Source organism: Mucilaginibacter sp. Bleaf8, assembly GCF_018390515.1.
Classification (GTDB): Bacteria; Bacteroidota; Bacteroidia; order Sphingobacteriales; family Sphingobacteriaceae; genus Mucilaginibacter.
Genome location: NZ_JAHBBK010000003.1, coordinates 110,229 through 123,239 on the forward strand (window position 1 = coordinate 110,229; position 13,011 = coordinate 123,239).

Genomic DNA, 13,011 nt, shown 5'->3' on the forward strand with positions numbered 1-13,011 from the left:
TGCAGGCACTGAGGCCCTGCACTTACCATTTTATTGGCTATTCGTCCTCGTCACCTGTGGCGTTTTCCGATGACAGAATGTAAAACGCTCCTTTGGTGACAATCTTCATATCTTTCGGCAAACCCTTGACCAATTTGATTTCGGTATACCCCAGATCGCTGACACCGGTTACGACCTCGGCTTTTTCAAATACATAAGCTTTGCCGGATGAATTATCTTCATCTTTTTCGCCTTTGGCTTTAGAAGCAGCTTGGTCAGCCACGCGAGTCAGGTAGTAGATATATTCTTTGCCACCTGATTTGACGATGGCTTCAGTAGGAACCGCTGTGGCCTCCTGCCTGCCCACATCAATTAACGCGGATACATACATGCCCTGAATGAGGTTGTTCTTCGTCGCCTGCTCAATCACAGCATGGGCAATAATGGCTTTGCTTTCATTTTCAAAAGATTGGTTCACCCCATAAATTTTACCGGTGATCTCGCGGTTATTCTGGTTGGTTAGGATAAAGCTTACCTGCTGGCCTGCTTTCACCTTGAACAGATCTTTTTCATAGACCACCAGATCACAATGCACCTTGGAGTTATCGATAATGTTCATCAGCGCCCTTGCCGGTTCTGCATAGGAGCCGGTCTGAATTACAATCTTGCCGATGGTGCCGCTGATCGGGGCATATACCGGAATCTGCGTGATAAACCTGCCATGCGCTGCACTTTCCGGGCTAACGCCTACCTGCCGCAGCTGGCGGCTCAGGGCAGATACTTTAGCCTGCTCGCTGCGTAATGCCGTTTGCGACTGCTCATAGATTTTGCCCGTACCGGCATTGGCCTCGTTCAGTTCCCGCTGGCGTTCGTATTCTTTGGTGGCATAGGCCAGATTGGATAAAGCCGACATATAATCCTGCTGCAACTGAATGAGCTGGTTATTTTCAATGGTGGCTAGTTTTTGCCCTTTAGCCACGTGCTGACCCTCCAGTACGAATACCTGATTAACTACGCCGCCCATGAGCAGGGTTACTTCGGCCTTATTCTGTGGTGGTACTTCGAGCTGGCCGCTGGCCTTGACCACCGATTTCAGGTTTTTTTGTTCAACGCTGCCCATACGAATACCTACCGCGTCTAGCTGGTTTTGACTCAGCGTAACCCCTTCATTCGGGGCTTTCGGCTTTTCCGTTTGGGCTTCTTCTTTTTCCCCAGTTTTGGGGTGCGGCGAGCAGGATGCCAGTAGTACCGATGCGGCCCATAAGCAGGCAAAAGCTGTTTTATATAAATTTAAATGGAATCGTTTCATTTTTGGTTTCCTGGTGCGGTTAAGTAATGAAGTTGAATAACGGTTTGGTTGTAGTCGCGCAGGGCAGCCAGGTAACTCAGGCGAATATTCATTGCTTGGGTCATGTTCTGAATGAACTCCACATAACCGATCTCGCCTTTGCTGTAGGCAAACTGGGCAATCCGGGTCTGTTCATCTGCTTGCTTTAATCCGGCTTCCCCATAGTAGCGGAGCGCCTCATCATATTTGGCTAATTCCTGCAAGCCCTGGTTATATTGCTTACTGAGTAATCGGGCTGCATTCTGCTGCTCTGCCTGAGCGATCTGCTGGCCGACTTGCGCTGCTTTCACCCTGCTTTTCTGCGCCCCAAAGAACAGGGGAACGGCCAGACCAACTTCAATACCGCCAATTCGGGTGCCCGGATAATAATTTCGGTTAATGTTAGCCGGGTTGAATGCTGCGACCAAGAGCTGCTGCCGGTAACCCAAAGTAAGGTCAGGCAGATACCTGTTTTTCTCGGCTTTCAGTTGTGCACCGGCCAGGGCACTTCGCTGCTCATAATAAGCCACCTGCGGATGCCTGCTGATCGCTGCACTGTCCTCTACCGAAAAGGTTAATTTCTCCAAAGGAGCTTCGAATATAGAAGGCAGATAATCTACGCTTAAAAGCTGCTGTAATTCCTGCCTGGCGATCAGTACATCGGCTTCGGCCTGCTTTTTCGTTACCCCGATTTCCCGGTAGGCATTTACGGCGGACAGTTGTTCAAGGTAAGAAGTCTCCCCGGTTTTGTAGCGCAAGGCAGCCCGCTCGGAAAAGCGCTTATATAAGCTGTCCTGGCTGCTGAGCTGCCGGAGCTTGTTTTGGGCATACAGCAGCTGGTAATAAGCGGCTTTCACCTCTTTGACCAGTTCGTTTTCGGTAATGGCTCTTGCGCTTTCGCTCAATGCGGTTTGTGCTTTGAGCACTTTACCTTGCGCACGATAGACGGTTGGAAAAGCAAAGCTTTGGGTAATGCCCAGACTATTGTCGATGTTACCGCCCGATGTCGGATCCTGTGTCAGCGTGATATCGGTTTTGGCAGGGTCAAAGGCCGTTCCCTGCAAGGCTTTGTTCTGGCTCACTTCGAGCGCTGACTTTCTCAGATTCGGATTATTACGGATAGCCGTTTGGATGCTTTCCGCTATAGTAAGCGGCCCGGTATCCTGTGCCTTTAAGGTCTGGCTAGCAAATATACCGCAAGTCAGCAGCAATAAGATGGTTACTACTTTGGGTGATAATGGCATCGCCTTATCGGGTTTAGGGGGATGATTTTTAGTGAATAGAATATAGAGTACTGGGAGTACGAGTAAGGTCAGCAGCGTAGCAGAGATGAGCCCGCCAATGACTACCGTTGCCAGCGGCCTTTGCACTTCGGCACCCGCGGTGGTGGATATCGCCATGGGTAAAAAGCCCAGTGAGGCGACCGATGCGGTCATCATGACCGGCCTTAAGCGGACGTGCGTTCCTTTTTTGACACGCTCCACGATATCCCAGATGCCTTCGGCCTGAAGCTGGTTAAAGTACCCGATCAGTACGATGCCATTGAGTACGGCAACGCCAAAGAGCGCAATGAAGCCTACACCTGCACTGATACTGAACGGCATGCCTCGCAGATACAAAGCCGCTACACCGCCTATGGCAGATAAAGGCACTGCGGAGAAAATCAGCAGCGTCTCTCTTACGGAACGAAAAGTAAAAAACAGCAGTACCAAAATCAGCAGCAGGGCAACCGGTACGGCAACCTCCAAACGGCCTTTGGCTTCCTGCAGGTTCTGGAACTGGCCGCCATAGGTGGTATAATATCCGGCAGGCATTTTAAGCCTTTGGTTTAACAGTTGTTGAATATCCTTCACGGTACTTTCTACGTCACGGCCTCTCACGTTAAAGCCAACGTAAATCCTACGCTTGCCGTCCTCCCGGCTGATCTGTGATGGTGCGTCCTCAATTTTGATGGAAGCCACCTGGCTCAGCGGCACCTTACTGCCGCTCGGCAATGGGATATACAGGTTTTCAATGTTCACGATGTCGGAACGGAGTTCCCGGCTTAAGCGCAGAACGATTTCAAACCGCTTTTCGCCCTCGAACACCACGCCAGCCACTCTGCCGGCAAAGGCGGTGCTTAAAGCGGTATTCACATCTTCAATGTTCAGCCCGTACTGGGCAATTTTATGACGGTCGTAGGTAACGGCCACCTGCGGCAGGCCGCTGACCTTTTCTACGATAGGTTCGCTTACACCCTTCACACCGGCAATCAGTTTGGCTGTCTTTTCTGCCTGCGCGGAAAGCACGTCCAGGTCGTCGCCAAAAATCTTGATGGCAACATCCTGACGAATACCGGTCATTAGCTCGTTGAAGCGCATCTGCATGGGCTGGGTAACCTCCACGTTAATCCCGGGAATATTTTTTAGCGTCTGCTCAATCTTTTCCATCATTTCCGCGCGGTCACTGGCCGACGTCCACTCGTCTTTCGGCTTCATGGAAAGCATCATATCGCCCCGCTCAAAGGGCATGGGGTCGGTCGGTACTTCCGCGCTGCCGATGCGGGTTACGGCCTGTTTGATCTCCGGGAACTTCTGCTTTAAAAGCTTTTCTGCTTTGCCGAAGGTTTCCACCACCTGGCTGAGCGAAGTGCCCTGCATCATGGCGATCTCGACCGTCAGATCGCCTTCTTCCAGCGTAGGGATAAACTCACCGCCCATTTTAGAAAATGCCCAGATGGCAATGGCTAATAATACGGCAGAAAGAAAAACGGTCAGCTTCTTGAATTTCAGAACGGCGTTCAAAACAGGCGTGTACATGCGGTGTAAACCGTCTATGATACGGTCGGATATATTGCGCTTATGGTGTGTTTTCTTGCTCAGGAACAAGGCGCTCGCCATCGGCACATAAGTCAGCGAAAGGATAAAAGCACCCAGGATAGCAAAAGCTACCGTTTCTGCCATTGGCCGGAACATCTTGCCCTCAATGCCCACCAGGGCAAACAGCGGCAGGTAGACGATCAGGATGATGATTTCGCCAAAAGCCGCGCTGTGCCGGATTTGGGATGCGGCATTATAGACTTCTTTATCCATTTCCGCCTGGTTCAAGACTTCCTTATCCGCAAAGCGGTTTGATTCGGTAATGCGGTGAATCATCGCTTCGACGATGATCACGGCACCGTCGACAATCAAGCCAAAGTCAATCGCGCCCAGGCTCATCAGGTTGCCGGATACGCCAAACAGGTACATGAGCGTTACGGCAAAGAGCATCGCCAGCGGGATAACGGAAGCCACAACCAAACCAGCTCGCCAGTTGCCCAGCAGCAAAACCAGTACAAACACGACAATCAGGCCGCCCTCAATCAGGTTGCGTTCGACGGTGCCGATAGCTCTGCCCACCAGTTCGGTACGGTCAATAAACGGTTCAATGACGACACCTTCCGGCAAAGATTTTTGCACCTGTGCCATGCGCTCTTTTACGCGCTTGATGACCTCGTTGAAGTTTTCACCTTTGAGCATCAGGGCAACGCCCGCCACGACTTCGCCCTGGCCGTTACGGGTAACGGCACCATAACGATTCGCACTACCATACTGAACTTTGGCAATATCCCCGATCACAACGGGTGCATCCTCCCGGTTCTTAACCACAATATGTTCCAGATCGTCCAGCGTTTGAACCTGCCCCAATCCCCTGATAAAATAAGCATTGCTGCGCTGCTCGATATAAGAGCCGCCCGTATTCTGGTTGTTCTTTTCCAGGGCGGTATAGATGTCGCTGATCGTAATGTTCAGGCTGTTCAGCCTTTCGTTGTCGATCGCAATCTCGTATTGCTTGACGTAGCCGCCCCAGCCACTGATCTCGGCAATGCCTGGCGTTCCGGCCAGCTGCCTGCGGACAATCCAGTCCTGCATGGTGCGCAGGTCGGTAGCACTGTACTTATGCGCATAACCTGGCTTGGTATGAATGACATACTGATAAATCTCACCCAAACCGGTCGTGATGGGTGCCAACGTGGGTTCCCCGGTATCTTTAGGTATCTGCGCCTCGGCTTCTTTCAGCCCTTCGCTGATCTGCTGACGCGCCCAGTAAATATCGGCATCATCTTCAAAAACAACGGTGATGACCGAAAGCCCGGAACGGGAAATGGACCGCTTTTCAATAACTTTCGGCACGTTGGCAATGGCCAGCTCGATAGGCGCGGTAATATACTGCTCCACTTCCTGGGCACCCAAGGTAGGTGCCTGGGTAATGATCTGCACCTGGTTATTGGTGATATCGGGCTGGGCATCGATGGGTAGCCGCGCAAGGGAATAAATACCTCCGGCTACCAGTAGGCATATAAATGCGCCTACCAACAGCTTATTGCTGATGGAGAACGCAATGATCTTATCAAACATGAAATAGTAAGATGAATACAGAATACTTCATTGCAGAAAAGACATAACTACCTTAAGCAATGATTGAATTAAAAAGTAAGTGTATTAACCGAGCCGGGGCGGTTGCCAGATGGATATGCTCTGTTCCCTTAAAGCCGGCACAAGGGCCTCGCCATAGATTCGGGATACAGGCTTAATGAATATAGTCGTTGTGGAAAGCAGCGGGGTGAGGGTTCTCACTGTGGAGCAGCAGGCACATGTGCAAAAGGGCGTACAGGTTTCCTGTCCTGCCTTTTCATTTGCGGTGTGGCTATTTTGAATAGAAGTATAAGACCTTGCCACATCCGCAAAATCATCCTTGTCCCTGCATGGCAGCACCGCCAGTAGGGTCATATAGACGCTGAATATGAACACTAAATACTTCATTCAGTAGCAAAAGTATGGTTTTAACGAGTGAATGCAATAAATGTTATAGATTATGACCAAAAGCTTGCAGTCATCACGTTATAGTTCCAAGCCAAAAGTAGAATTGCCCCATTTTACATCTAGCACTTTATTGGACTGATTTGAGTGACGGAATAATTGCTCAAATTACGGTAACTACTACATAATTAAAATATATAGAAAGATACCGATCTGCCTTGATAGAATGATGTGCTTTACATCTTCCATTAATTGGTTTCGAGTCTTGATGGGGCTTTTAAAAGCTGTAAGACGCTTGAGCCGGCAAGGTCAGTTACAGCCAGGCATGATAAATGTCGTCGTACGGTCCAGCTTAAACCGGCACTTTTATTCTTCCGTCGACTTTAAAGACGGTCGATCATATCCTGATCCTCATCCTTGAATTTTACGTGCTTGGCCAGATTCTTGACCATCTTTCTTGCGAAGACCGCACCCTCTCCATTACTCGTCATCACATCATCGTCCCCCAGATCAACGTCTTTACCATAGATGGCCTGTTTTAATTCCCGTCGTTGGTTCAATTCATCCATTTTATCCCGCACCCGTTCTATCATCTTAAAATCCGGCTTACCGTTCTGCAGCAGGTCGGCGAAATTCCTATAAGGGGCCAGGTTGACCTTTACTGCCTGCTGCATGACCTCGCCCCACTGCAGCATTTCGGTTACGGAATAAGCCTTGTTGTTCCGCGATTGCAGCTCCATGACCATGGCCAGGAACATTTCCGGTGTCCCGTTGAAGCCGGGTTTGAACTTAAAAAGTTTGAGCACAAGTCGAAGTAATCCCATGACTTTGAATGAAGTAAAACCTTCCTGTAAATATAGCATTTGCAGCGTGGTTATTCATGCTCCATGGCATCTCCTCCGGTCCGGCTTTCCGCTTTATCTTCTGCCGAAGGATGCCGCTGCAATCCGTGATGCGGAAAAGTGGATGGCCGTTGTTTTTGAAGACTGAATTTAATGGATATCTGTTGCCTGCCATGTCCAGCCTTTTGAACCTGCTGATCGCCCATGGCTCCAATGGCATTTTTTTAATCCTATGAATATTTTTAGGCGAAACGGGTAAAAAGGGCAGCCAATATCCTGCCGGAGCTGCTGTTGGGTTTGCAAAAGATGTCCGGCATAAACGGCTGCCTCCCCAAAGGGTCCCCTCCAATTATTCCATTTCCTTTTGCCTGCTTTCCGGCACTTCTTATTGCTTTCTTTTTTCCCTTTTTCTTTTAAAAATAATCAATTGAGGCATCGGGGCGAGAGAAGAGCAACCAACAAATTATTCATTAAAAAATCAAAAGCATGTTATTCACAGGAAGATTGACCGGAAAAGCAGAAGTTAAAACGGTTAAAGACAAATCTCTTATCAATTTCACCGTAGCCATTAACGAGAAATGGAAGAACAAAGCGGGCGAAAAAAAGGAAAAAACCGTATTCGTGGATTGCACCTACTGGCGCAATACAGGCCTTGCCGAATACCTCAGCAAAGGTGCAGTAGTCGAGATTTTAGGATGGGTAGAAGCGCAGGCCTACCAAAGCCCAACCAAGGGTTTGCAGTCAAGGCTGATTTGTACCTGCGACACCATTAAGCTGTTTAGCCCGATGGCTAAAAGCGCAGAGCCTGCCAACAGTAAGGAAATGCAGGCAGTAACCGCAGGAACAAGTACAAATGCAGACGATGACGATCTGCCATTTTAAACTAATCCATTCATTTTTTAACGAAAGCAAAGCTTAAAATCATGGCACACCATTTAAATTTCAACGAAGCCCGTCAGGAATACAGCTTTTTCAGCGTCAAAGAACGGGCATGGCACGGCTTGGGCAAAATCGTAGAACACTACCCTACCAGCGCAGAGGCGATCAAATTCGCCGGACTGGACTACACCGTAGAAAAGCGCCCTTTATTTACCATCGACAGCAACACGCATTGCTGGAACAACGAAGAAGCCGTTCCAGATATAGCCGTTCCGAATTATTTTGCGACCATCCGCAGCGATACCGAGCAGGTTTTAGGGGTAGTCGGTAAAGATTATGAAGTTGTACAGAATGTAAACGCATTCGAGTTTTTCGATGCGATTGTCGGCGGTGGCGATGGTGTCCTGTATGAAACCGCAGGCGCATTAGGTAAAGGCGAACGCATATTCATTACCGCTAAACTGCCTGGCTATATCCGTGTCGGCAAAGACGATTTCATCGAAAAGTACCTGTTCCTGACCACCTCTCACGATGGTTTCGGCAGCATTACCGCAGCCTTTACCCCGGTAAGAATTGTCTGTAACAATACGCTTAACGCGGCCATGCGTAACCACACAAATGCCGTTAAAATCCGCCATACCGCATCGGCTGGCGACCGGCTGAAGCAGGCGCATACCCTGATGGGTATCAGTAACACAATGGCTGATGAAATGCAGGACATCTTTAACCATTGGTCTACCATCCGCATTACGGATAAGGAGGTGAAGAAATTGATACAGGTGGCGATGGTGCCCAATAAAGAGGTGCTCAATAACCTGATGGCCGGAAAAACCGATGAATTGTCAACGACCTACACCAATATGGTTGACAAGGTTTATGAGTATGCCATGAGCAGTCCCACGCAGCAAATGGAAACGACTGCGGGAACCTTATTCGGGGCTTATAATTCGGTCACCGGATATTTCCAGAATGTACGGAACTACAAGGACGGTGAAGCCAAATTCAAATCAATTACGGAGGGAACAGCCAAACAAAGAGCGCAAACCGCCTTTGACCTTTGCCTGAATTTCTCCAAACAGGTAAACGATAATTTCCTGCAATTTAATTAAACCTACCAAAGGGGGAGTAATCCCCCTTTCTTAAAAAAGCAACATGACACGTTCAAATCTTCATATCACTTTAAGCAACGGCGAGCCTATTCGATGTGTTGCCGACAGCAGCAGCGCACCCGAACAGGGCTACATTGTGGAGCAGCTTTTATTACCGTTACTATCCCTTAAAAATGCGGAAAAGGAACTAACGCTCCTTCAGGAACATTGCACCATGCAGGAACAGCGGAGCAACGCCACCTATCGTTATGAAATTAATTTACCCGCACAAAACATTACCCTTTACGAGGAAAATTATATTTCCGCTAAGGGCGCATTCAAAAGGGGCTTAGACCTGACCGGGCGCTACCTGTCTTATCTCAAGAAGATAGAAAGCGAAGCCGAAAGAAATACCAAACGGAAATTTAAGCACCTGACCAATCAAGAACTTATTGCACGGGCAAACAGCCTGCCTTACTTCAAACAGGAAGAAGAAAGTACGGAACTTACCCGCAGGAGCCTGCTATCCAATGGTGCATTCCTCTACCACAGGAAAGGCAATACCCTCCTAATCCTAAAAGACGAACAGTAATTATCCACCTTAAGAACCTTCAAAATGACAACGAACTTTTTTCAAAACATAGCCAGCCTGAACCTGAAAGGGGTTTGGAAACTGGCCATTACCACCGACGACAAAGGCCATTTTATCGTATCTCAATTATTTCATACCACCTGCGGAGATAAGGCCGTCAACCTTATTGTACCCCTGACCCTTTCCGGTACTGCCAAAGATTTGGACGAGGGCTTTTTTGACAAGGTAACTGAACCGACCCTCAAAAGCGCAGGCTTACAGGTCAATATGGAAGCCCATTTAAAAAGCGTTGAACAGGCTAAAGCCGCCTCCAAACTGGAGCAGGATAAAAAGAACCGGGAAAAGGCGCAAGCAACTGCAACCGCTGCCAAAAATATGGATGATGTGGAATTGCCTGAACCCAAAATCAGCAAAGAGGAAAAGAAGAAAATCTATGAGGAAGCGATGGAGCGGGTTACGGAACTGATTAAAAAGTTGAAATTTTCTGAGGCCCTGACCAAACTGCCAAGTATCGAGGAACACCCCAACAAGGAAAATGAACTGAAAAAGAAACGGCAATTTCTGGAACAGCAGGCCAACCTCTACGAAAAAGCACTATTAAACTTTAAAGCTTAATCCTTACCACTATGATACAGACAAAATTATTACCCCGGGTTTTTATCCATACGGAGAACGGGCAAAAAATACGCCTCACCGACCCGAACGAGGACTTCAGCCCCGAAGCGGTTTGCAATCATTACGCCAACCTCTATGCCATCCTGACCACCGCCAAAATTGTCGGGCCCGAGTTCAAAGACGATTTCAGGGAATACGAATTTGTATCGACCATCGGCACGAAAGGTTAACCATGAAAAAGCAAAACGAAGACAGACTCATACAGAAACGAAACCCACCGCAATGGAAACTACATCAGCAAATCGCACACTTTACCAAAGACCTCGACAGGCTGCCCGATGCGCAGGAAGTCCGGCAAAATCCGCCACGCTCCGCGCCCCGGCACCTGCTGCCGATGGTTTTTTAAGGCATAGCTTTACACCGATGTACGCTCCTGCGCCTGAGTTGCCCAGTCGTTCGGCCACAGAACGGGATTTTTTTAAATCCCGTTCTTACCTCGGGAACCATTACGGGTTGGAACTGACTGATTTCCGTTCCTTGCCGTATCCCTATAATGTGCTGATGGCTGAAAGGGAATTGCATTGCAAACTGCGGGTGAAAGACAAGTACCGCCACCTGACCATTACAGCGCAGGAGAACGGTGAAGTATGCCTGACCATCGCAGAAACATTCGACGAGGATTTTTGCCTGTACTATATTCCTGTCATGCCCATTTACCAGTTATGGCAAAATGAAGCGCATGTACCCTGCGCCGAACTGCTGACCGCCGTTTGCGCTTACCTCTATGCCGGGGCGGGTATCAGCTATTACCGGGACGAAGACACGTATATGTATTCCAATTACGAGGTCATGGAAGATTGGATAAACGATGATTGGAACGATGGCGAGGAAGATGAATACGCCCTTGAAAAGGCAGACCTTGAAAATGCGAAGCTACAGGGTGATTTTATGCAAGCTAAAATGATGGAGCCCCGTTTTCGCCAAAGTTTGGACTGCCTGATAACCCATTTCAACGCTGTAAGTGAATTTGAAAAGGATTGCCTTGCCGTTGCGCACACTTGTCTGCAATTAGGAAAGGATTTCCCTGACGCTAACCTGTTTCAGCATGCCAGTTTGCAGGATTACGAGGTGGAGGATTATCAAGACAATTACGTAGGCATGCAGGAATATATCTCCTTTATCGGTAGCGTGAACGACCACTTGAGTGAACGTTTGAAAAGTATGGTCAACGATGATTTTAATGAGCGCGCCCGTTATCAGGAACCCGAAACAATTACCTGTTTTAACAGAGTCCAGTCCGCCTATACCGATGAATTAGCCTATGAGCAGCGGGCGTTCGGACTGATAGACGATTTATGTACCCTTTTATACCGTAAGCCATGAAAGAATTAACCGGCACGTTTGGCAATCTATACGAACCTGTAAAAGCTTTAATTATCCTGCGCAAGACAGAAGAACAACACCCATCCGATTACTACATCGAAAGTTACGACATGGACGACAAAGGCTGCCCCATCAACGGGCATCCCTTATCCGTCAGGGAAAGCAACAGCTTAGCGAAAGCCTTGCAGTCGGGTGAAAAGAAAGCACAGGGATTTTTAACCCCTAAAGGCTTAATGCCGGCCAACGTTTTGCACCTCAACAGCGGTGCGGAGGGTTACGTGGTATGGTATACGCCGCCGCAACCCGTTAAATTATTGTTTACCGAAAATTTAGGCATTCCCCCGGGAATGGCCCATATCCCCGCATTGGTTTGGAAAGCCGGGAAAGGCTGCTTGCAGGTATTCGCAGTAACCGTATCAAAATTCAAGGAAACCACACCGCTGTATTATGCGCCTTTTTTCAACCTGTATAAGGACGGCAGGGTATGCATGGGTAACGTGCGCATCCGCATCCCGGACGATTGTGGTCTTGAACAATTTATGAAACTGTGGCAGGCGTACTTTTTTAACAGCTATTTCAGCCACCTGATCGGAGGCCATGAACCTGTTAAAGGCAATATCGTGCAGTTATGGCAACAACTGACGGCCACCGCAGAACCGTTCCCGACCGAAGTACTGAATCCGACCCCATACCAACTCAAAAACTTAATCCGATGAATACTTTAACCGCCGTACATTTCACCGATAGTTATTTAGTCAGCCCTACCAATCCGATTACTGTTAATCTCATCGGCGCAGGGGGAACGGGAAGTCAAATGCTGACGAGTCTTGCCCGGATGAACCAGGCCATGCTTGCATTGGATTATCCCGGCCTGATGGTTACCGTTTATGACGATGATACCGTCAGCCCTGCCAACCTCGGCAGGCAACTTTTTGCGGAGGCAGAAATAGGCTTACCTAAAAGTGTCGCCCTTGTTAACCGCATCAACCGTTTTTTCGGAACGAACTGGAAAGCGGTCGCCAAACGGTACGATACTGAAATCCTTCGCTACCTGCCCGACTACGGCAAGGCCAACCTGTATATTACCTGTGTGGATCATGCCGCCGCGCGATTTGAGATTGCTGAAATGTTAGGGCAATACCGGTCAGGTTATCGCTATGACCGTAACAGGCCGCTTTACTGGATGGATTTTGGCAACAGTAAGGATACGGGGCAGGTGGTACTATCCACTATCGGAGAACTGAAACAACCCGCCTCCGAAAAGTTCGCTCCGGTGGGTAACCTGCCTTTTGTGACGGAGACTTTTAAAGAATTACTGGCAACCGCGGACGCCACCGACGATACCCCAAGCTGTTCTTTAGCGGAAGCCCTGACCAAACAGGACTTGTTTATCAATTCCACCTTAGCCAATATGGGCGCTTCGCTCTTGTGGCAATTGTTCCGGGAAGGGATTTTAATGAACCGGGGGTTCTTTCTGAACCTGCACGATTTCAGGACACAGCCTATCAAATTAACTTAACGAAATCGC

Annotated in this window: 14 protein-coding genes; 9 read left to right on the top strand and 5 right to left on the bottom strand. The window is 48.7% G+C overall.

Annotated elements, in window-relative coordinates; genetic code table 11:
* Nucleotides 1–37: 37 nt before the first annotated feature.
* The 5 genes from KHS38_RS13860 to KHS38_RS13875 all read right to left on the bottom strand — a co-directional run bounded on the left by KHS38_RS13860 (nucleotide 38) and on the right by KHS38_RS13875 (nucleotide 7,132).
* Nucleotides 38–1,288: an efflux RND transporter periplasmic adaptor subunit gene (locus KHS38_RS13860; RefSeq protein WP_213489197.1), complete on the bottom strand. Its 1,251-nt coding sequence runs from the start codon at nucleotides 1,286–1,288 to the stop codon at nucleotides 38–40.
* The gene (locus tag KHS38_RS13865) at nucleotides 1,285–5,682 is read right to left on the bottom strand and encodes a CusA/CzcA family heavy metal efflux RND transporter (protein WP_213489198.1); all 4,398 of its coding nucleotides are present in this window, start codon (nucleotides 5,680–5,682) and stop codon (nucleotides 1,285–1,287) included. The genes KHS38_RS13860 and KHS38_RS13865 overlap by 4 nt, the downstream gene beginning before the upstream one ends.
* Nucleotides 5,683–5,766: 84 nt before the next feature.
* A complete protein-coding gene (locus KHS38_RS22540) occupies nucleotides 5,767–6,087 on the bottom strand; it encodes a DUF6660 family protein (protein WP_502887934.1) in 321 nt (106 codons plus the stop codon).
* Nucleotides 6,088–6,467: 380 nt separating this feature from the next.
* A complete protein-coding gene (locus KHS38_RS13870; protein WP_213489199.1) occupies nucleotides 6,468–6,947 on the bottom strand; it encodes a hypothetical protein in 480 nt (159 codons plus the stop codon).
* An 11-nt stretch (nucleotides 6,948–6,958) separates the two neighbouring features.
* Nucleotides 6,959–7,132 carry a hypothetical protein gene (locus tag KHS38_RS13875; protein WP_213489200.1) on the bottom strand — a complete coding sequence of 58 codons (174 nt, stop codon included), beginning with the start codon at nucleotides 7,130–7,132 and terminating at the stop codon, nucleotides 6,959–6,961.
* A 280-nt stretch (nucleotides 7,133–7,412) separates the two neighbouring features.
* Between KHS38_RS13875 and KHS38_RS13880 the strand changes: the two genes are divergently transcribed.
* The 9 genes from KHS38_RS13880 to KHS38_RS13920 are packed head-to-tail and all read left to right on the top strand — an operon-like array spanning nucleotide 7,413 to nucleotide 13,002.
* Nucleotides 7,413–7,808: a single-stranded DNA-binding protein gene (locus KHS38_RS13880; protein ID WP_213489201.1), complete on the top strand. Its 396-nt coding sequence runs from the start codon at nucleotides 7,413–7,415 to the stop codon at nucleotides 7,806–7,808.
* 41 nt (nucleotides 7,809–7,849) lie between these two features.
* Nucleotides 7,850–8,914, top strand: coding sequence for a DUF932 domain-containing protein (locus tag KHS38_RS13885; RefSeq protein ID WP_213489202.1), 1,065 nt, complete (start codon nucleotides 7,850–7,852; stop codon nucleotides 8,912–8,914).
* Between the two features lie 43 nt (nucleotides 8,915–8,957).
* Nucleotides 8,958–9,485, top strand: coding sequence for a hypothetical protein (locus KHS38_RS13890; protein ID WP_213489203.1), 528 nt, complete (start codon nucleotides 8,958–8,960; stop codon nucleotides 9,483–9,485).
* 24 nt (nucleotides 9,486–9,509) lie between these two features.
* On the top strand, nucleotides 9,510–10,100 hold the full coding sequence (locus KHS38_RS13895) for a hypothetical protein (RefSeq protein ID WP_213489204.1): 591 nt from the start codon (nucleotides 9,510–9,512) through the stop codon (nucleotides 10,098–10,100).
* An 11-nt stretch (nucleotides 10,101–10,111) separates the two neighbouring features.
* Nucleotides 10,112–10,330, top strand: coding sequence for a PRTRC system protein C (locus KHS38_RS13900; protein WP_213489205.1), 219 nt, complete (start codon nucleotides 10,112–10,114; stop codon nucleotides 10,328–10,330).
* 2 nt (nucleotides 10,331–10,332) lie between these two features.
* A complete protein-coding gene (locus KHS38_RS13905; protein WP_213489206.1) occupies nucleotides 10,333–10,506 on the top strand; it encodes a hypothetical protein in 174 nt (57 codons plus the stop codon).
* Nucleotides 10,507–10,523: 17 nt separating this feature from the next.
* Nucleotides 10,524–11,483, top strand: a complete 960-nt coding sequence (locus KHS38_RS13910) for a hypothetical protein (RefSeq protein ID WP_213489207.1) — start codon at nucleotides 10,524–10,526, stop codon at nucleotides 11,481–11,483.
* A complete protein-coding gene (locus KHS38_RS13915) occupies nucleotides 11,480–12,199 on the top strand; it encodes a PRTRC system protein B (RefSeq protein ID WP_213489208.1) in 720 nt (239 codons plus the stop codon). Before KHS38_RS13910 ends, KHS38_RS13915 begins: the two co-directional genes overlap by 4 nt.
* Entirely contained in the window at nucleotides 12,196–13,002 is an 807-nt protein-coding gene (locus tag KHS38_RS13920; RefSeq protein WP_213489209.1) for a PRTRC system ThiF family protein, read from the top strand. The genes KHS38_RS13915 and KHS38_RS13920 overlap by 4 nt, the downstream gene beginning before the upstream one ends.
* The last annotated feature ends 9 nt before the right edge of the window (nucleotides 13,003–13,011 follow it).